The 19,413-nt window shown below is 64.8% G+C and carries 14 protein-coding genes; 6 read left to right on the top strand and 8 right to left on the bottom strand.

Translation table 11 applies throughout. The features are described 5' to 3' along the window. Positions 1-2 precede the first annotated feature (2 nt). The 3 genes from K369_RS03210 (at position 3) to ppx (ending at position 4,507) form a co-directional block, all read left to right on the top strand. On the top strand, positions 3-695 hold the full coding sequence (locus tag K369_RS03210) for a DnaA ATPase domain-containing protein (protein ID WP_036287314.1): 693 nt from the start codon (positions 3-5) through the stop codon (positions 693-695). A gap of 61 nt (positions 696-756) precedes the next feature. Continuing rightward, positions 757-2,982, top strand: coding sequence for an RNA degradosome polyphosphate kinase (locus tag K369_RS03205; protein ID WP_036287311.1), 2,226 nt, complete (start codon positions 757-759; stop codon positions 2,980-2,982). After that, entirely contained in the window at positions 2,972-4,507 is a 1,536-nt protein-coding gene (ppx, locus tag K369_RS03200) for an exopolyphosphatase (protein WP_036287309.1), read from the top strand. The genes K369_RS03205 and ppx overlap by 11 nt, the downstream gene beginning before the upstream one ends. Positions 4,508-4,525: 18 nt before the next feature. On the opposite strand, the gene K369_RS03195 is transcribed toward ppx, so the two are convergent. Together K369_RS03195 and rnd are read right to left on the bottom strand one after the other, a co-directional pair. After that, entirely contained in the window at positions 4,526-4,930 is a 405-nt protein-coding gene (locus K369_RS03195) for a hypothetical protein (protein ID WP_036287306.1), read from the bottom strand. A 341-nt stretch (positions 4,931-5,271) separates the two neighbouring features. Continuing rightward, entirely contained in the window at positions 5,272-6,444 is a 1,173-nt protein-coding gene (gene rnd / locus K369_RS03190) for a ribonuclease D (protein WP_036287779.1), read from the bottom strand. A gap of 330 nt (positions 6,445-6,774) precedes the next feature. Here rnd and K369_RS03185 point away from each other — a divergent pair, with 330 nt between their 5' ends. Beyond that, a complete protein-coding gene (locus K369_RS03185) occupies positions 6,775-7,764 on the top strand; it encodes a lipopolysaccharide assembly protein LapB (RefSeq protein WP_036287302.1) in 990 nt (329 codons plus the stop codon). Positions 7,765-7,785: 21 nt separating this feature from the next. Here K369_RS03185 and K369_RS03180 read toward each other — a convergent pair whose 3' ends face one another. Beyond that, positions 7,786-8,391, bottom strand: coding sequence for a DUF1826 domain-containing protein (locus K369_RS03180; protein ID WP_036287300.1), 606 nt, complete (start codon positions 8,389-8,391; stop codon positions 7,786-7,788). Further along, positions 8,381-9,607, bottom strand: coding sequence for a zinc metallochaperone GTPase ZigA (gene zigA / locus K369_RS03175; RefSeq protein ID WP_036287297.1), 1,227 nt, complete (start codon positions 9,605-9,607; stop codon positions 8,381-8,383). Before zigA ends, K369_RS03180 begins: the two co-directional genes overlap by 11 nt. A 184-nt stretch (positions 9,608-9,791) precedes the next feature. Between zigA and K369_RS03170 the strand changes: the two genes are divergently transcribed. Next, positions 9,792-10,298, top strand: coding sequence for a hypothetical protein (locus tag K369_RS03170; protein WP_156967650.1), 507 nt, complete (start codon positions 9,792-9,794; stop codon positions 10,296-10,298). A gap of 129 nt (positions 10,299-10,427) precedes the next feature. On the opposite strand, the gene K369_RS03165 is transcribed toward K369_RS03170, so the two are convergent. Next, positions 10,428-10,934, bottom strand: a complete 507-nt coding sequence (locus K369_RS03165; protein WP_051948847.1) for a peroxiredoxin — start codon at positions 10,932-10,934, stop codon at positions 10,428-10,430. A 160-nt stretch (positions 10,935-11,094) separates the two neighbouring features. Between K369_RS03165 and K369_RS03160 the strand changes: the two genes are divergently transcribed. Next, positions 11,095-14,610 carry a DUF3971 domain-containing protein gene (locus K369_RS03160; RefSeq protein WP_245278068.1) on the top strand — a complete coding sequence of 1,172 codons (3,516 nt, stop codon included), beginning with the start codon at positions 11,095-11,097 and terminating at the stop codon, positions 14,608-14,610. 174 nt (positions 14,611-14,784) lie between these two features. On the opposite strand, the gene K369_RS03155 is transcribed toward K369_RS03160, so the two are convergent. From K369_RS03155 to tyrS, 3 genes are all read right to left on the bottom strand, one after another. Beyond that, on the bottom strand, positions 14,785-15,024 hold the full coding sequence (locus K369_RS03155; RefSeq protein WP_036287289.1) for a hypothetical protein: 240 nt from the start codon (positions 15,022-15,024) through the stop codon (positions 14,785-14,787). 32 nt (positions 15,025-15,056) lie between these two features. Continuing rightward, the gene (locus K369_RS03150) at positions 15,057-17,528 is read right to left on the bottom strand and encodes a TonB-dependent receptor (protein ID WP_245278067.1); all 2,472 of its coding nucleotides are present in this window, start codon (positions 17,526-17,528) and stop codon (positions 15,057-15,059) included. Positions 17,529-17,893: 365 nt separating this feature from the next. Then, the gene (tyrS, locus tag K369_RS03145; protein ID WP_036287285.1) at positions 17,894-19,159 is read right to left on the bottom strand and encodes a tyrosine--tRNA ligase; all 1,266 of its coding nucleotides are present in this window, start codon (positions 19,157-19,159) and stop codon (positions 17,894-17,896) included. Positions 19,160-19,413: the final 254 nt, after the last annotated feature.

The raw sequence follows: 19,413 nt of genomic DNA, 5'->3' as shown, positions 1-19,413 counted from the left end.
CCATGCCGGAAGGCGATTCTCGCCGCGGGTCCGCCCAGCTCTTCTTCGATCTGGCCGGCGAGCCGCGCTATGGCGAGGCGGATTTTCTGATCTCCCCCGCCAATCGCGCGGCCTATGAGATGATCTCGCGCTGGCCGGACTGGCCCGATAGCGCGCTGCTGCTCGTCGGCCCGCCGGGATCGGGCAAGACTCATCTCGGCGCCATTTTCGCGCGTCGCAACGACGCCGTTCTCGTGTCGCCGACCGAGATTCCCGAGCCCGGCCGGCTCGCCGGCGCCGCGGCGATGCTCGACGGGCTAGAGGCGGTGACGGATGAGACAGCCTTGTTTCATTTGATGAATTTTCTACGGGAAAGCGGCGGGTCGCTGCTCGTCACCTCGCAGCGGCCTCCGTCTACACTGAAAATCGCGCTTCCCGACCTATTGTCGCGTTTGCGTCGTGCGCCGGTCGTAGAAATCGGCGCGCCGGACGATTCTCTGATTCGCGCCGTGCTGGAAAAGCTGTTTCGCGACCGTCAGCTGGCGGTCGAGGCGACGCTGGTCGACTATGTCGCGCTTCGGCTCGAGCGCTCGCTCGAGGCGGCTCGCGCCTTTGTGCGCATGCTCGACGAGGAGGCGCTGGCGCGCGGCCGTCCGGTCACGCGCGCGCTCGCGGGCGAGCTTCTCCAGCTCATCGACGCCTCGCGCGGCGCGTGAGGGCTTTCGGATGGTGGAAAATCTGTCAGAATCGCGCCGGCGGGCGAGAGGTGGAAAAAGCATGACGAAGCACATCCAGGACAATCTCGAGGCCGAGCGCACCGGGGCCGATATTCCCGTCATGGACCAGCCGGGCGAGATTCTGGAGCGTCCCGAGGAGCTCGCCGCTCTGCCGCAGCGCTTCATCAATCGCGAATTGTCCTGGCTCGAGTTCAACCGCCGCGTTCTCGAGGAGGCGTCCAATCGCAATCATCCGCTGCTGGAGCAGCTGCGCTTCCTCTCCATCTCCGCCAATAATCTCGACGAATTCTTCATGGTGCGCGTCGCCGGCCTGCGCGGCCAGGTGCGCACCGGCGTCGCCACTCTTTCGCAGGACGGGCTGACCCCGGCCGAGCAGCTGGTGAAGATCAACGAGCGCGTGGCGCTGCTCACCACGGCGCAGACGCGGCGCTGGCGCGAGCTGCGCCGCGAGATCGAGGATGTCGGCATCGTCATCGTGGAGCCGGGGCATCTCTCCAAGGGCGACCGCGAATGGCTGGAAGACCATTTCCTTTCGCGCGTCTTTCCGGTGCTGACGCCGCTCGCCATCGATCCGGCGCATCCTTTCCCCTTCATTCCCAATCTCGGCTTCACCCTCGCGCTGGAGCTGGTGCGTCCGGGGGATCGCAAGACGCTCCATGCGCTGGTGCGCCTGCCGCCCAAGATCGAGCGCTTCGTGCGTCTGCCGAGCGCGGGCGGGCAGGGGCGCGAGCGCTTCATGCTGCTCGAGACCTCGATCGCCATCAATGCGCAAAAGCTCTTCCCCGGCTATCAGCTCAAGGGGCAGGGCATTTTCCGCCTCATTCGCGACAGCGATCTCGAGGTGGAGGAGGAAGCCGAAGATCTGGTCCGCCTGTTCGAGACGGCGCTGAAGCGTCGCCGCCGCGGCTCGGTCATTCGTCTCGAGGTCGCCTCGGACATGCCGGAGGCGCTGCGCGCCCTCGTCGCCGAGGAGCTCGATGTCGGCGATGACGAGATTTTCGTGCTCGATGGAATGCTGGCGCTGAACGATCTCTCCGAGGTGGTCGCGCTCGATCGGCCCGATCTCAAGTTCAAGCCCTACACGCCGCGCTTCCCCGAGCGCGTGCGCGACAATGGCGGCGATTGTTTTCTGGCCATCAAGCAGAAGGACCTCGCGGTCCATCACCCTTACGAATCCTTCGACGTCGTCGTGCAATTCCTGCAGCAGGCGGCGCGCGATCCCAATGTGGTCGCGATCAAGCAGACGCTCTATCGCACCTCCTCCAACAGCCCCATCGTGCGCGCGCTGGTGGAGGCGGCGGAGGCCGGAAAGTCGGTGACGGCGCTGGTCGAGCTGAAGGCGCGCTTCGACGAAGAGGCCAACATCCGCTGGGCGCGCGATCTCGAGCGCGCCGGCGCGCAGGTCGTGTTCGGCTTCATCGAGCTGAAGACGCATGGCAAGCTGTCGATGGTGGTGCGGCGCGAGGGCGGCGGCATCGTCACTTATTGCCACGTCGGCACGGGGAATTATCATCCGGTGACGGCGCGCGTTTATACCGACATCTCGCTCTTCACCGCCGATCCGGCGATCGGCCGCGACGTCTCTCGCATCTTCAATTTCATCACCGGCTATGCGGAGCCCGCCGGGCTCGAGCGCATGGCGGTGTCGCCCATCTCGCTCAAGACGCGGCTGCTCGAGCATATCGAGCAGGAGATCGGCTTCGCCAAGGCCGGCAAGCCGGCCGCGATCTGGGGAAAATGCAACGCTCTCGTCGATCCCGAGATCATCGACGCGCTCTATCACGCCTCGCAGGCGGGCGTGTCGATCGAGTTCGTCGTGCGCGGCATCTGCTGCCTGCGGCCGGGCGTGCCGGGCCTTTCCGACAATATCCGCGTGAAATCGATCGTCGGGCGCTTCCTCGAGCATGCGCGCGTCTATTGCTTCGGCGGCGGCCATACGCTGCCGCACGCCAAGGCCCATGTCTATATTTCCTCGGCTGATCTCATGCCGCGCAACCTCGACCGCCGCGTCGAGGTGCTGATGCCGATCACCAATCCGACGGTGCATCAGCAGATTCTCGATCAGATCATGCTGGCCAATCTCATCGACAATGAGCAGAGCTATCGAGTCTTGCCGGATGGCTCTTCGTTACGCATAACACCCCCGGAGGGCGAAGAGCGGTTCAACGCCCATAAATACTTCATGACCAACCCGAGTCTCTCTGGCCGTGGCAAGTCTCTCAAGGAATGGCGCCCGCGATCGCTCCTCAAGCCGCGTGAGGAATGACGCGGCGGAGGTCGAGGCCGCGGCGCATGCGGAAGCAGCGCAGCGGCCTGTCGCGATCGTCGACATCGGCTCGAATTCTGTGCGCCTCGTCGCCTATTCGGCGTTGGGGCGGGCGCTGACGCCGATCTTCAACGAAAAGGCCATGTGCGGTCTCGGGCGCGGCGTCGTCACGACGGGCCGGCTACCCGATGACGCGATTCGCAAAGCGCTCGCGGCGCTGCGGCGCTTTCGCTCGCTCTGCGAGATCATGGAGATAAGCGACGTAGAGGTGATCGCGACCGCGGCCGCGCGCGACGCCGTCAATGGCGCCGCCTTCCTCGCCGCCGCCCAGGAGGCGATCGGCCGCGAGATTTCGCTGTTGTCGGGCCGACGCGAGGCGGAGCTTTCGGCGCTCGGCGTCATCTCCGCCATACACGAGCCGGATGGCGTCGTCGGCGATCTCGGCGGCGGCTCGCTCGAGCTCATCGATCTGCAAGACGGCGAGATGGGCGAGGGGGTCACGCTGCCGCTCGGCGGCCTCGCGCTGATGGACGCCGCCAGCCGTTCGACCCGCCAGGCGGCGCGCATCGCCCGCAAGGCGATCGACGAGGCGCTGCCTCTGCAGCGGCTCAAGGGGCGGACCTTCTACGCCGTCGGCGGCACATGGCGCGCCTTGGCGCGGCTGCATATGCGCCAGCGCAATTATCCGCTCGACATGATGCATAATTACCGCATCCCGACCAGCGATGCCGCGGAATTCGCCAGCCTGCTGGAGCGTGTCGACAGCGAGGCGCTGGCCGATATCGCCGCGGTATCGGCGGCGCGCCGTCCGCTGCTGGCCTATGGAGCGATCGTGCTCGACGAGGTGATTCGCAAGGCCCGGCCCAAGGAGATCGTCATCTCCGCCGCCGGGGTGCGCGAGGGCCTGCTCTATGAGCGCCTGTCTCCGCAGCAGCGCGCGGCCGATCCGCTGGTCGCCGCAGCGCGTGAATTGGAGCGCGCCATGGCGCGCGCGCCCGGCTATGGCGATGAGCTCATCGCCTGGACCGATGCGCTGTTTTCCTCCTCCGGCCTGCCGGAGACCGAGGATGAGGCGCGGCTGCGCCACACGGCCTGCTTTCTGTCGGATGTCAGCTGGCGCGCCCATCCCGATTATCGCGCCAATCAGGCGATGAATGTGATCGCCAATTCCGCCTTCGTGGCTGTCGATCATCCGGGCCGCGCCTTTTTGGCGCTGGTGGCGGTGCTGCGCCACGCCGGGCCGGACAGCGAGGGCGCCCTGCCGGTGCGCGGCCTGCTGTCGCCGCGCCTGCTGGAGCGCGCCCGCGTGCTCTCGGCGGCGCTGCGGGTCGCTTATCTGCTGACCGCGGCCATGCCCGGCGTCTTGCCGCGCACGCCGCTGGTCACGCATGAGGGGAGATTGATTCTGTCGCTGCCGCCGGAATTCGCCGATCTCGTCAGCGAGCGGCTGGCCAGCCGGTCCAAGGCGCTCGGCCGTCTCATCGGGGCCGAGGCGGTCATAGAGGCCGCCGCCCCCGTCCTCTGACGGAGGCGGCGCCCTTCATCAATAGGCCGCGCGGGGCGCGACGCGCTCGCTCGTGCTCACCGTGACGGCGCCGGCGTCGGCCGAGCAGGAGAAGCGCAGCGTCTTGGCGACGGCGGTGTCGAGATTGGCGGACGAGCCGCTGGAGATCGGCACAATGAATCGCGTCGTCGCCGTGCTGGCGTTGGCGGCCTCGAGCGTCGGCGCGTCGAAGACGATCACCGTCAGCCGGCAGGCGCCGTCGCCGCCGACGAAATAGCTCAGCACATGTTTCTGGCCCGCGTCGAAGCTGGCCGCGGCGAGCGGCTTCAGCGTGACGGGCGCAGCCGCCGCGCCAAAGGGCTCGGCGTGCAGGGCCACGCCCGCCGTGAGGCTCAGCACAGCGGCGAGGGCCAGAGCGAAGATGCGTTTGCCTGCAGTCATCATGGTCTTGTCCTTCCTCGAAATCAGCGGCGGCGCTGGAAAGCGCCTCCTGCGACCGCCGCTCCTCGACCGCGCCGAAGCCGCGTCGAGCTCACGTTGCGTCGCAACATGATCGTATGTTGCGCCGCAGCAGCAAAAATTCAAGGCGCGGTTTGTCGCAGGGCTGCTTCTATAGAACCATTCGATTTGGCAATGAATTCAGCTCTAAAGATGAGTTGTGCGTCGCAAAATGGATGGGTTCTTACGGGCTGGATGGGTTGGCAAAGAGCCACCCATCCCTATCCGTCAGGATAGGGATGGGAATAGGTGAAAGAATGGGGAGTCTGCCTACCCCGAGGCGGGCTTCAGCGCGTGGCGCTCTCGTCCAGCTCTTGCCAGTCGAGGGTGACGACCCTGCCTTTTTCGACCGCGAGGGCCAGCCGTCCAGCCTTTAGCTGCAGGGCCTTGTCGCCGAAGATCGCCCGCCGCCAGCCGGACAGGGCAGGGACATCCGCCCCATCGTCGGCCGCCATGGCCTCGAGGTCTTCGACGGTGGCGATCATCTTGGTGGCGACGCCCGTCTCTTCGGCGACCTGCCGCAGCAGCACCTTGAGCAGCTCGACCGTGGCGCCGCTGGAGCTGCCGCGCTTCTCGCGCTCTATGCGCGGCAGGGTGGCGGGGTCGCGCTCCAGCGCTCTTTCCACTGCGGCGACGATTTCCGCCCCCGAGCGGGAGCGCTCGAGCCCACGTGGGAAGGCGCGCAAATTGCCCAGAGCCTCCTGCGTGCGCGGGGCGGCGAGGGCGATCTCGATCAGCATATCGTCCTTGAGCACGCGCGAGCGCGGCACGTCGCGGCCCTGCGCCTCGGCCTCACGCCAGGCGGCGAGCTCCATCAGCACGGCGAGGTCGCGCGGCTTGCGCACGCGATGCCGCAGCCGCTCCCAGGCGTTCTCCGGGCTCTGCTCATAGGTCTCGGGCGTGGTCAGCGTGCGCATCTCGTCGACGAGCCAGTCGAGCCGGTTGGAGCGCTCGAGCCGCGCGCGCAAATGCGTATAGATCTGCCGCAAATGGGTGACGTCGGCGATGGCGTAGTCGATCTGCGCCGTGGACAAGGGCCGCTTCGACCAATCGGTGAAGCGGGAGGATTTGTCGAGGCTCTCCTTGGCGATGGCTTTCACCAGCTCGACATAGGAGACCTGATCGCCGAAGCCGCAGACCATGGCCGCGACCTGCGTGTCGAACAAGGGCGCGGGAATCAGCCGCGCCAGTCGCCAGACGATCTCGAGGTCCTGGCGCGCGGCGTGGAAAACCTTGACCACGCGCTCATTGGCCATCAGCTCGAAAAAGGGCGTGAGGTCGAGCCCCTCGGACAGGGTGTCGACGGCGAAGGCCTCCTCGGGCGAGGCCAGCTGGATGACGCAGACCTTGGGCCAGAAAGTCGTTTCCCTCAAAAACTCCGTGTCGACGGTGACGAACGGATGTCGGGCGAGACGGGCGCAGGCGGCGGCGAGATCTTCGGTAGAGGTCAAGAGGCTCATCGACATGCAGTCTTAGAGTACTTTTTTGTGGTCCTGAAGGGCTTGCGTGCATGTTTTCGCATTCTTGCCGCATGTTTTCGACTGATTTTCCCGGCGGACCGCCCGAGCTCCCGCTTCTCGCGGCAGCCCGCGGAGGGCGCTCGACGACGGCCAATCTGTTGAGCCGTTTCGGGAAATGATCTATCCGGGAGGGGATGAGGACGTCTCTCCTCCCATTCTATGCGCCCAGCCCGAGCGGCGCGCGTCGCGATGCGCAGTTTTTCCGATTGCTCTCGAAGCGGCGAAATGAAATCATAGTGAAATAGTCAACTATACGGAGCCCTCGGCCACATGGCGCCCCTCGCTTTCGTCTCCACCTCGTTTCAGTCTCCGCTTCGGCTCGCTCTGGCGGCGGCTTTCTCCCTCGTCTGCGTCGCGGCCGAGGCCAAGGGCGACGCCTGGGCGTCCTGCCGCGCCGCCGATCCCGACAAGCGCATAGAAGGCTGCGGCGAGGTCATCGCCCGCGGCGACAAGGAGACCAAGCCGAACCGCGTGGCGGCCTATGTCAATCGTGGCGGCGCCTATCACGCCAAGGGCGATTTCGAGCGCGCGCTCGCCGATTTCGACAAGGCGCTGGAGATAGACCCGTCCTCCTCCGTCGTTCTCGCCGATCGCGCCGCCGCCTATCGCGCCAAGGGCGATTTCGACCACGCCATCGCCGATTACGACAAGCTCCTCGTCGCGCAGCCGAAATCGGCGGCGGCCTATCTCGGCCGCGGCGGCGCCTATCAGGGCAAGGGCGATCTCGACAAGGCGATCGCCGATTACGACAAGACGCTGGAGCTGGACAAGAAATCGGCCGCCGCTCTGGCGGGTCGCGGCCGCGCCTGGCGCGCCAAGGGCGATCTCGACCACGCGCTCGCCGATTTCGACGCGGCGATCAAGCTCGAGCCCAAATCCGCGCAGGCCTATCTCAATCGCGCCGCGCTCTATCAGGCCAAGGGCGATCTCGACCATGCGCTCGCCGATTACGACAAGGCGATCGCCAGCGACGGCAAGCTCGCCATCGCCTATAATAATCGCGGGCTGACGCTGCACGCCAAGGGCGATTTCGACCGCGCCGTCGCCGATTTCAGCAAGGCGGTCGGGCTCGATCCCAAATATGCGCGCGCCTATCTCAATCGCGCCAACGCCTATCGCGGCAAGCATGATCTCGAGCACGCCAAGCCCGATCTCGAGCAGGCGCTGACGCTCGATCCCAATCTCGCTGCAGCGAAAAAGGGGCTGGACGAGGTGACGAAGCAGCTCGCCGCCCGCGCCGCGGCCGCGCCGGCGCAATAATCCTGCGATGCGCTCTCGTCGTCAGCGCGACGGCGAGGGCGCCTCGTCTATGGCGAGGAAGAGCCGCTCGACGCCGGTCCCGGCGATCGGCGGCGATCGATGCGGAAGGGCGCGAAGCTCGGCGCTCGCCGCCTTTTCGCCGCGCATGATCGCGACCCAGCCGCGCTCGAGCCGCCGAATCGAATTCTCCGCGAGCGGATCGGCGTCCGGCCCCGGCGCGACCCATTGCGTACCCGGACCGCGATAGGTGGTCACGAGCCGAAAGCGCACGAAATCGACGTGGAACAGCCGGCAGGCGTCATCCGCGATCGTCTCCAGCCTTACGCGCAGCTCTCCGGCCCGCGTCGCCTCACGATAGAGACGCGCGAGGCGCATAACGTCGCTCGCCAACCATTCGGCGAGCCACTTCGGCGCGAGGGCCGCCTCGTCGAGAGCGTCGAGGAGCGCGCGCGGCAGCGTCTCCTCCGCGCCGGTCACGCGCAACCGCAGAGGCTGCGCGAGACTCATCGCATCCAACGCTTCGGCGATCCGCGGCTCCAATTCTCGCGGCAATAGGCAGATGGAGCGGGATTGCATCAGTCGGCGAGCGGAGCTGGACGGCGGCGCGGCCGCCTCGTCACGCAGCATCGGCGCTCTCCCAAGCGGGGAAGGGATCGACGAGCGAGCGATAGGCGGAGGCGTCGAAACGCTTCGGCTTTTGCGGCCCGACGAGGCAGGCGTCGAGCGCGGCGCGAATCGCGGCCTCGTCCATGCCGATTCCGATGAAGACCAGCTCCTGCCGGCGATCGCCCCAGACCTCGTCCCAATTGCGCTCGAAATGGCGTTTCCAATCGGGGTGGTCGGGCCAATGCTGCTTCGGCACGGCGATCCACCAATAGCCCATGGCCGTCACGCGGGCGATCACGCCGGCGATCGAGAATTCGCCGACCCATTTCGGCCGGGTGGCGAGCCAGAAATGCCCCCTGGCGCGCACCAGTCCCGGCCAGGTCGCATTGATGAAAGCGTTGAATTTTTCGGGGTGGAACGGACGCCGCGCCCGATAGACGAAGCTCTCTATTCCATATTGCTCAGACTCCGGCGCATGCTCTTCCGGGCTGTAGAGCGCCTTGCGCCATAGCGGATGGCGCTCCGCCTTCTCCTCGTCGAAGAGGCCGGTGTCGAGAATGGCGTCCATCGGCGCCGCGCCGAAATCTGTCTCGACGATGCGCGCGTCGGCGTTCAGCGACTTCACCACTTTGCGCACCAGCGCCAGCCGCTCGTCCGACACCGCCGAGGCCTTGTTGAGGACGATGACGTCGGCGAATTCGATCTGCTCGACGAGGAGATCGACGAGGGTGCGGTCGTCGTCCTCGCCGGCGACCTCGCCGCGGTCGCGCAGAAAGTCGTTCGATCCATAGTCCTGCAGCAGGCTGGCCGCGTCGACGACGGTGACCATCGTGTCGAGCCGCGCGAGATCGGAGAGGCTGGCGCCATTCTCGTCGCGAAAGGAGAAGGTGCTGGCGACCGGCAGCGGCTCGGCGATGCCCGTGCTCTCGATCAGCAGATAATCGAAGCGGCCTTCCTCGCCGAGGCGCCGCACCTCCGCGAGCAGATCGTCGCGCAAGGTGCAGCAGATGCAGCCATTGGTCATTTCGACGAGCTTCTCGTCGGTGCGCGACAGCTCTGCGCCGCCTTCGCGGATGAGGTCGGCGTCAATGTTCACCTCGCTCATATCGTTCACGATGACGGCGACGCGCCGGCCCTCGCGATTATTGAGAACATGATTGAGCAGCGTCGTCTTTCCGGCCCCGAGAAAGCCGGAGAGGACGGTGACGGGGAGGCGAAGGTCGGGGTTCTGAGCCATGGCGCGCCATATGTTATGTTATAACATATAGAGGCGTAGCTGAGCGGGATAGCGGCGTCAAGCGGAGGCGAGGATGAGCCGGGGATTCGCCTATGTTTCGTCTATGCACGCCTACATATGCATGTTATATACGAATATTAGCATGTAATTTTAGGAGATACGCATAGAAAATAAGCTTCTAGACATGTTTGACGAGGGTTACCGAGAAGCCGGCATATCTCCTTCCGTTCGCGCCGAGGCTTTCGATGATTTCCTGACGATGAAGTCGATTGCCGCTAAGCGGACATGGACCTTCGGGAATGGTCTGGGCGCGAACGCCGGCGCCGTTTGCATGGGAGGCCATTCCAAGGAACTGGTTCGCAATTTGTGCGTCCGCATCGACGCCCTCACCCTCGCGCAACTCGATGCAGTCACAGACGTGATGGAGTGCTCGAAGCAAGAGTTCGTCTTGGAAGCCGTGTCGAGCGCAATAGCAAAGGCTACAACTAATCTGCGCGCGCAAGGCCTCTCTCAGCCATTGGAGCAATCGCTGCGGACTCAATTAGAGAAAGCCGAGTTGAGCTACGAATTTTCCGATGACGCCAAAGGCGGAGCGCTGCGCTATCGCGGCGAACTTATTCTCAATCGGGATTCTCGAAAGCATGAAAATACGGTCAATGCGGTCAGAAATCTGATCGCGAACGGCGAATAAGTCGCGCCAATTCGCTAGAAGGCGTAGTCCGCGGTGGCGGAGTGCGGACTACGCCGAATGTTCGAGCCCGGCTCGTCGTGGAAGTCTCGAGCCGGCTAGACCTCAGGCGCCGAGTGGTGGGCGTAGGGCCTACTTCCCCTTCGCCGCCACCAGCACCTCGGCCGCATGGCCGGGCACTTTCACCTTGCGCCAGATTTTCTCGATCTTGCCATCCGGGCCGATCAGAAAGGTCGAGCGCTCCACGCCCATATATTTGCGGCCATACATGCTCTTCTCCACCCAGACGCCATAGGCGGAGAGCATCTCCTTGCTCTCGTCGGAAGCGAGCGGGAAGGTCAGCTCATATTTGGCGCGGAACTTGTCGTGCTTGGCCGGCGAATCCGGCGAGACGCCGACCAGCGCAGTCTTCGCCTTGGCGAAATCCGCCTTCAAAGCGTTGAATTCGATCGCCTCCTTGGTGCAGCCGGAGGTGTCGTCCTTAGGGTAGAAGTAGAGCGCCAGCTTCTTGCCGGAAAAGCCGGAAAGAGAGAGCTTCTCGCCGCCGGCGCCCGGCAGCTCGAAAGAGGGGGCGGCGTCGCCTTCGCGCAAGCCTGTGGATTTCTTCGCTTCGGTCACCGCGCCTTCCTTTCGTCTCATCCGCCGTTACAATCGGCAGCATGCAGAGGATGGCGCGCTCCGCAAGGGATTCTGGTGAAAATCCCCAGTTGCGCGCCATTCGAGTTGTGATCTTCTCGACGCCGTGCAGATTCGGCGCCGGCGCGCGCGGAGCGGCGCGGTCGAACCGAAGGGCTGGCGCTTGACGCAGAGGATAGACGAGAGTCCGGCGGTCGGAGCGCGGGCGCCGCGCTTTTTATTGGGATTTTTCCAGCGCGGCTCGACCGCGGTTCGGCTGCGGGGCTTTTGCGTGGTGCGTAGCCTTTCCATCGTGGCGGTGACGGTGCTGCTCGGCATCGTGCTCACTGTCGGCGCTTTTTTCGCCGCGCTCGCCCGCGGTCCCATCGCCTCCGACTGGCTCGCGCCAAAAATCGTCGAGGCGCTCGACGATCTCTATGTGCATCGCTACCAATTCGGGCTCAGCTCGGTGGCGATCGCCAGCACGGATCACGGCCTCACCTTCACCGTGAACGGCCTCGCCGTGAAGAGTGGCGAGCGCACCATCCTCGCGGCGCCGCGCGCGCAATTGTCGGTGGACCCGCGGGCGCTGCTCATCGGCCGGCTGACGCCGCGCCGGCTGGACGTGCTGGACCTCGAGCTGAGGCTCGAAGTGCTGCCCGACGGCGTGGTGGCGATCTCTGCGCCGGGCGCCGATCCCGTCGCCATACCGCTCGACGCGCCATCACCGGCGGAGCCCGCCGCGGAGGCGCAGGCGGCGCCTGTCGTCCCATCGCTGCGGCAGGCGGCGGGCGCCTTGCGCGCGGTGATGAATTTTATCGTCGATCCCGAGAGTCCGGTCGCCGCCATCGACAAGATCGGCGTCTCCAACGCCCGCCTCGTGATCGACGATCGCACGTTGGAGAAGACGATCGTCTATGACGATCTCACTTTGAGCTTCGACAAGATCGCCGGCGCGCGGCGGCTGCGCCTCGGCGCCACCGGCTCCTCCGGCCATGTCGGCGCCGAGGTGGAGGCCAAGGGCGGCATGGGCGAGCGGCGCACGCTGGACGCGCGCCTGCGCAGCCTCTCCATGGAAGAGATCGCGCTGGCGGCGGGAGCGCGCGCTCTGCCCTTCGACACAGACGCGCCTCTATCGCTCGATCTGCATTTCGCTCTGGCGGACGACGGCCGCGTCATCGAGGCGAGCGGGAAATTCGCCGTCGGCGAAGGCTTCCTCCGCCTCGAGGAGCCGGACGCCGAGCCTTTCATGCTGCAGGAGCTGTCCATCTCCGGCCGCTGGGACATGGAGCGCCGGCTGCTCGCCATAGAGCCGGTCGAGATCCGCACCAGCGTTGCGCGGCTGAGCTTCAAAGGCGCGCTGACGCCGCCGGCGGAAGGGTCTGGCGTCGTCGGGCTCTCCTTCGTTCTCGCGCGGCCGGGCGCCTTTCTGCCGACGCGCCATGGCGAGTCGGCGCTCGTCGTCGAGAACGCCGGCCTCACCGCGACGCTCGATCTCCTCGCCAAGAAATACAAGGTCGAGCGCGTCTTTCTGGACGGGCCGGAGGTGCACGCCACGGCGACCCTCGATGTGGATGGCGCGCAGCCGGATGGGACGCATCTCAAATATGCGATCCATGCGACGCAGACGCCGCTGCGCTCCGTGCTGCGCATCTGGCCGACGCAGGTGGCGGCGCCGACGCGCATGTGGATGGACGAGCATATCACCGCCGGCGTGATGCGCAGCGGAACGCTCACTGCCGATCTCGATCAGCAGGCGATGACCGCCGGGCGCTATGAGCGGCCGCCGCCGGACGCCGCCTTGCGCGGCGATTTCGATCTCGACAATGCGACGCTCGTCGACGCCGTTCCGGGCCTGTGGCCGATCAACGGCATGAACGGCCATATCGCGCTCACCGGCCGCACCGTCTCCTTCGTCGCCTCCTCCGGCGTTATGGAGAGCGCGCCGGGCCGCAAGCTCGCCATAACGGAAGGCGTGTTTCGTGCGCCCTCGCTCGGCTTCGATCCGGCGCCCGCCTGGATCGAATTGAAGCTCGCCGGCGGCGTGGAGGCGGTCGCCGATATTCTCTCGCTCAAGAGCGTCGCTCCGGCCGCCAGCCTGCCCATGGACGCCAATCAGCTCAAAGGGCAGATCGAAGGCAAGCTGCGCATCGATTTCGAGCTCGGCCTCGCGGCCAAGGAAGAGCATACGCGCATCACGGTCGACGCCGAGACGAGCAATCTCACCATGGAGCGCTTCATCGGCAAGGAGCGGCTGGAGGGCGCGGCGCTGCGGCTCGTCTCGGATCGTGAGGGGCTGCGCGTCACCGGCGCCGGCCGCGTCTTCGGCGCGCCGGTGACGCTCGATCTGCGCCGCGCCGCCGGCGAGAAGGGACAGGCGCAGGCGCAATTGTCCTTCTCGCTCGACGACGCCGCGCGCCTGCGCGCCGGCTATGGATTTGCCGGCGTCTCCGGCGTCGTCGGCGTGCAGGTGCAGACGAGGCTGCCGATCGAAGATTCCGAGTCGCAATTCGAGATCGACTTCTCCAAAGCCGCGCTCGATCATCCCTTGCCGGGCGTGACCAAGCCGCTCGGCAAGCCGGGCCGCGCCAGCTTCACTCTGGTGAAGCGGCCGGACGGCTCGGCGCTCGAGCAATTGCAGGCGGAGGCGGGGCCGCAGCAATTTTCCGGCGTGGTGGAGCTCGGCCGCGACGGCGTGCTGCGCTCGGCCAAGCTCTCACAGGCGAAGCTTTCGCCCGGCGACGATATGCGTCTCGAGATGACGCGCGGCGGCGATGCGCTGAAGCTCGTCGTGCGCGGCGCAAATATCGATGCGCGTCCGCTGCTGCGTTATCTCTCGCAACCATCCTCCGAGCCGCAAGGCGCAGCGGCGGCGGGCAAGCCGCCGACCTCGGACGATTTCGATCTCGATCTCAAATCGCCGATCGTCACCGGACACGGCAAGCAGATCCTCTCCAATGTCGATCTGCGCTTCGAGCGGCGCGGCGGCAAGCCGCGGCAATTGTCGCTGACCGGCAATTTCGGCCGCGAGCCCTTCGCGGCGATGCTGACGCGCCATCCGAGCGGCGCGCCGCAGATCGATCTCTCGACCAGCGACGGCGGCGCCTTTCTCTCCTTCCTCGATCTCTATCATCGCATGGAGAGCGGCGCGCTGTCGGCGACGCTATTGCTCAATCCGGGCCGCTCCGACGGCACGATGCGCATTCATGATTTCTATCTGCAGAACGAGCCGGCCATTCGTCAGCTCGTCATGCAGGGCGCCGCGCGCACGGATGACAAGGGCGCCGCGCATTTCGATCCAGACTCGGTGAAATTCGCGCGCGTGCAATCCACCTTCACCTGGGCGAATGGCCGCCTCACCCTGCGCGACGCTGTGATGTCCGGGACAGAAATCGGCCTGACGGTGGACGGCTATATCGACATGGCGCGCGATCGCATCGACGTGTCGGGCTCTTTCGTGCCGGCCTATGGGCTCAATAATCTCGTGTCGAATATTCCGGTCATCGGCTTCATGCTCGCGGGCGGCCAGCACGAGGGCGTCTTCGCGGTGAGCTTTCGCGTGAGCGGCGCCTTCAGCGCGCCGGTGCTGACCGTCAATCCGCTATCGGTGATCGCGCCGGGCCTGCTGCGCAAGGTGTTCGGCATAGTGGACGGCACGGGGACGGGCCGCCTGCCGGAGAGCGCGCCGGCGCCGCGGTAGAGGGCGCCGCGAGAGCGGCGTCATCTCGCATGGCGGCAGATCGGTCCGCCGGGCTCCGGGGCGTCTCGCAGCGTCGCCATCAACGCCGAGACGCTGCCGCAGGCGAGGAGCAGGAGAAGCGCGAGCCACGCTAGGGCGGCTCGCGCGTGGACGGGCGGGGCGCTCCACATGCGCTTAGTGGTGATGGCCGCCGCCGCCGCCGCCCACCGCGCCCACCGCCTCGTCGTCTGACGGCAGCTGGCCGACGCGCTTGAGAAAGGCCGCATGCTGCTCGGGCGTATGGTTGGCGTGGACGCCGCCGAGCTTCTTGTAATCCTCATTGGCGGCGACGGCGGGCTTCGGTGAACTCGTCGAATTGCAAGCGGCGAGCATGAGCGCGCCGCCGATAACGACGATAGAGAGTGACGCCTTCATCGTTTCTTTTCTCCGGTAATTATTTCGTAGCCTCAAAACGTGATCGACGAGGTGACGCCGAATGTGCGCGGCCCTTGCGTCGATATTCCGACATTGGTCGGCGAGGTGGATGAGCCGAGCGAGATGCTCCGCCAGGGACGGTTGTCGAAGAGATTCTTGCCCCAGAGCGTGAGGCTGTATTTGTTGTCGCTCGTCTTCAATCCGAGCCCGGCGTCGAGCATCACATAGTCGGGCTGCCAATACTGTACGATCGAACGCGGATGAGTGAGCTGCGACTTGTCGAACCAGGAGGCGTTCAGATAGGTGAAGGCCGTGATCGGCTGGTTTCCCCAATCCCCGACTCCCGCGAAGACGTTTCCGATCGAGCGCTCATAGCTGTAGCCGCCGTTGATCTGCCATTTTGGCAGCTGGTTGATGCGCGTGTTGCTGAGCGACATCGTCGCGGGGCCGCCAGAGAAGGCCCAATCTTCGGGCGTGGGCGCCTCCGCATAGCTCACGAAGCGCGCCTCCGTGTAGGCGCCCGAGAGGTTGAACGTCAGCCCATCGAACGGGCGCCATTGCTCGACGAATTCGACGCCGCGCAGCCGGACATGCGGCGCATTGCCGAGATAGGCGACGGTGATCGTGGCGCCGTCCGCGAGCGTCTGAACCTGCGATTGGCCGATCTGGAAATCGTAGAGATCGTTCCAATAGAGATTGACGTTGGAGATGAGCGCGCCGTCGAACCAGTTGGTCTTCGCGCCGATCTCATAATCCCAGGACGTCTCCGCCTTGTTGAAGGCGGGCTTCCATCCCAGAGGGGTCACCGAGAGCGTTTTCGAGTCTCGCCGATAGTTGGGGGTGTTCTGCGTGTTCACCGCGGGCTGCTTGTCGCCACGGCCGATCAGAGCGTAGATCTGCACATTCTCGTTGACCTGATATTTCGGATTGATGATGCCGATGACCGCATTGTGGCCCTTGGTCGCGCCTCCCGAGTCGGACCAGCCGTAGCTCGCGTGGTAGGCGAGGGCGCGGTCCTGCTCGGCGATCGAGACCGGAACATAATAATTGTAGGTGGGGCGGAACTTGTTCGACGAATATCGCAGGTCCCAGCTGTCGCGCAGGCCGAAGGTGAGATCGAACTGCTCGGTCGCATGCCAGGTCGCCTGCCCGAATGCAGCCTGCTGAATATCCCCCGCCTTGTTCAGCCACCAGGAAATATTGCCGGGTATCGCTGCGGGATCATTATACCATTTCGGCGCGTCGTAGCCGAATGTCGAATGATGCATGCGGTCCTGGAGGAATTCCCAATAGGTGAATGTGCCGACCGTCCATTCGAGCTCCTGCTCTTTGGGCGAGGACAGCCTGAATTCCTGAGACACCTGCCAGCCGAATGTGTCCATATCGTCGCTGCCGATATTGAGCAGCTGGTCGTCCTGCGAAGCATAGTTTTTGAACGAGCCGAAGCCGCCAGCGGTGATCGACGTAAATATGTAGTCGCCGACGGCGACATTGAGCTCGTTGGAGGCCATGCCCACATGGGTCGGATTGCGGTTCATGGCCGCCCGGTACGGCGTGTTGGGGTCGATCGTCCAGATCGGCTTTCCGAGGCGCTGCTGGACTCTTTGAAAATATGTCTGAGCGGGCCGGGTCCCATTCGCATAGACGAGGGAAGTGTCGCCGATCGCCGCGGTGAGATAGCCGTTCTGCTCGTTGGAGCCGTTGTAGGTCAGGCTGAGCCGATCGCTCCAGCCGTCGCCGACGCCGAAGAGCTGAAAGTGGACGCCGAGACGGTTGGTGTCGAGATAGGTCGTGCCGGACCTCGCGTCCCGAATCCAGCCGTCGCCCTTGTCGAGGTAGAAAGCCAGCCGGTAGGCGAGCGCATCGTCGATGAGCGGGCCAGTGGAATTGATGGTCTGCCGGATATGATTGTAATTGCTGTAGCTCGTTCGAAGCGTGGTCTTCGGGACGAATGACGGCAATTGCGTATGCATGATGATGGAGCCGACATTGGTGTTTTTCGTTCCCGCCGTTCCCGTCGGGCCATAGAGCACCTCGACGGAGGAGAGGTCGACGAACTCACCCCATTGAAAGCCGGCGAAGCTCCAATAGACATTGTCGACGATATAGCCCGTGTCGGAGGGCGAGCCCGTTCCCGCAGAGGCTGCCGCTATGCCGGCGCCGCGGATCGTCATGCGCGACTGTCGTGGCTGGACCAGGTTCGGGCGATAGCCGGGAACCCTTCGGGAAATGTCGGTCACCGTCTCGATCTGCTGCTCCTCGATCACCTTGTCGGTGACGACGGTTCCCGATCGCGGCGTCTTGATCAGCACCTGCTCCTGGAGCTTCTGGGCGGCGGCCTCGGCTCCGAGCACTTGCACGTCTTGAATCTGGGCGGAGAGGGGTCCACCGTCGCCCTGGCTCGGCGCCGCCGCCTGTTGCGCAGCCGCCGCGGGCGCTTGCGCGAACGCTTCCTGGACCGGGACGCTTGCGGAAATCCCCACCAGAAGAGACGCCAGTGACACGCTGGACGTCAGACGTCCGCGTACAAATTCTCCCCGAAACCACATTGTGCTCATCCCCTAGCGTTGTGACGAGGATCGAGCTCCCCCGAGCGCGATCCTCCTTCGTGCGCCGCGTCCGAGGGCCTTCTCCCAAGGCCATCGGTCGCTTCGTACGATGTCTTACCTAGTAAGGGGAATTACGCATTATGTCTATCGACTTAATGTGATTTTGGCGAGCAAAGGCGAGCAGGATTCGAATGCGCGTCAGCAGCGCGCCGTGAATCGCTATGATTGCAGGCTTTTGACGGACATCCCGCACGGGCCGCGAGTAGATAAATCTATCTTATGGATAGATTTATGTGTGTGTCGACGAAAAATAGGAAGATCTACTCCGCGACCCGCTCCAGCAGCACATGCTTCTTCTTGCCGAGCGACAGCTTGGCGACGCCTTCGACGAAATCCGTCTCGCCGAGCACAGCCTTCTCATCGGTCACAGGAGCGTCGTTCACGCGAAGTCCGCCGGCCTTGATCTGCCGCCGCGCCTCGCCCGTGGAGGCCACGAGCCCCGCTTTCACAAAGGCGGTGAGCACGCCAATGCCCGCCGCCGCCTCGCTCGCCGCGACAGCGATCTTGGGCAGGGAGAGCGCGAGCGCGCCTTCCTCGAAAGTGCGGCGCGCGGTCTCGGCGGCGAGCTCGGCGGCCTCGCGCCCATGCAGCAGAGCGGTCGCCTCTGTGGCGAGAATCTTCTTCGCCTCGTTGATCTCGGCTCCGCCCAGCGCGCCGAGCTTCGCGATCTCGTCCAGCGGCAGGAAGGTGAACAGCTTCAAGAAGCGGACGACGTCCGCATCCTCCGTATTGCGCCAATATTGCCAATAATCGTAGGGCGCGAGCATCGACTCGTCGAGCCAGATGGCGCCCGCCGCCGTCTTGCCCATTTTGGCGCCGGAAGAGGTGGTGAGCAGCGGCGCGGTCAGCGCATAGAGCTGATGCGTCCCGAGCCGACGGCCGAGATCGACGCCCATGACGATATTGCCCCATTGATCGGAGCCGCCCATTTGCAGGCTCGCGCCATAGCGCTTGGCGATCTCGGCGAAATCATAGGACTGCAGGCACATATAGTTGAATTCGATGAAGGACAGCTCCTGCTCGCGATCGAGCCGCAGCTTCACCGAATCCATCGACAGCATGCGATTGACCGAGAAATGCCGGCCGACATCGCGCAGAAAGTCGATGTAATTGAGCTTGGTCAGCCATTCGGCGTTGTCGAGCAGAATGGCGTCGGTCTCGCCGTCGCCGAAGCGGAGAAATTTCGCGAAGGTCTTTTGGATCGCCGCCTTGTTGGAGTCGATCGTCTCTATGGAGAGAAGCTTGCGGCTCTCGTCCTTGCCGGAAGGGTCGCCGACGCGCGTGGTGCCGCCGCCGACCAGCGGCAGCGGCTTGCCGCCCGTGCGCTGGAGCCAGGACAGCAGCATGATCGACAGAAGGTTGCCGATGTGCAGCGAGGCCGCCGTGCAGTCGAAGCCGACATAGGCGGTGAGTTCGCCGGAGCGCGCCTTTTCATCCAGCCCCTCGAAATCGGAGCACTGATGCACGAAGCCGCGCGCGATGAGCGTCGCGAGGAATTCTGATTTGGGGCGGAATGCGTCGGACATGGGGGCAGGGTGTTACGGGGAAAGGGGGCGGGGCGCAAGATAGAGCGTCGCGAGCCCGCAGCCGAGGCGTCGATCTCGCCGAGACGGCCCTTCGCGCGCCGAGCATGGCATAATTCATATTATATCTGTGCGATTTTATGACGCCATTCGTGGCGATCGTCCGCCGGCCCAGAGTAACAGAATGTATATTTTCCCTACAAAACATGCGCATTTGTCGTCCGGCGCGCTGTGTCCAGGCTGTTGCATATATTTAT

This window comes from Methylosinus sp. PW1, assembly GCF_000745215.1.
Taxonomy (GTDB): Bacteria; Pseudomonadota; Alphaproteobacteria; order Rhizobiales; family Beijerinckiaceae; genus Methylosinus.
Note: the sequence above shows the minus strand (reverse complement) of the source record. Positions and strands in the feature narration are given on the sequence as shown.

Bases quoted from the DNA above. Each gene is read 5' to 3' on its own strand.
- K369_RS03210 (WP_036287314.1), top strand. From the start codon at position 3: ATGCCGGAAGGCGATTCTCGCCGCGGGTCCGCCCAGCTCTTCTTCGAT.
- K369_RS03205 (WP_036287311.1), top strand. From the start codon at position 757: ATGACGAAGCACATCCAGGACAATCTCGAGGCCGAGCGCACCGGGGCC.
- K369_RS03195 (WP_036287306.1), bottom strand. From the start codon at position 4,930: ATGATGACTGCAGGCAAACGCATCTTCGCTCTGGCCCTCGCCGCTGTG.
- rnd (WP_036287779.1), bottom strand. From the start codon at position 6,444: ATGAGCCTCTTGACCTCTACCGAAGATCTCGCCGCCGCCTGCGCCCGT.
- K369_RS03185 (WP_036287302.1), top strand. From the start codon at position 6,775: ATGGCGCCCCTCGCTTTCGTCTCCACCTCGTTTCAGTCTCCGCTTCGG.
- K369_RS03180 (WP_036287300.1), bottom strand. From the start codon at position 8,391: ATGCTGCGTGACGAGGCGGCCGCGCCGCCGTCCAGCTCCGCTCGCCGA.
- zigA (WP_036287297.1), bottom strand. From the start codon at position 9,607: ATGGCTCAGAACCCCGACCTTCGCCTCCCCGTCACCGTCCTCTCCGGC.
- K369_RS03170 (WP_156967650.1), top strand. From the start codon at position 9,792: ATGTTTGACGAGGGTTACCGAGAAGCCGGCATATCTCCTTCCGTTCGC.
- K369_RS03165 (WP_051948847.1), bottom strand. From the start codon at position 10,934: ATGAGACGAAAGGAAGGCGCGGTGACCGAAGCGAAGAAATCCACAGGC.
- K369_RS03155 (WP_036287289.1), bottom strand. From the start codon at position 15,024: ATGAAGGCGTCACTCTCTATCGTCGTTATCGGCGGCGCGCTCATGCTC.
- tyrS (WP_036287285.1), bottom strand. From the start codon at position 19,159: ATGTCCGACGCATTCCGCCCCAAATCAGAATTCCTCGCGACGCTCATC.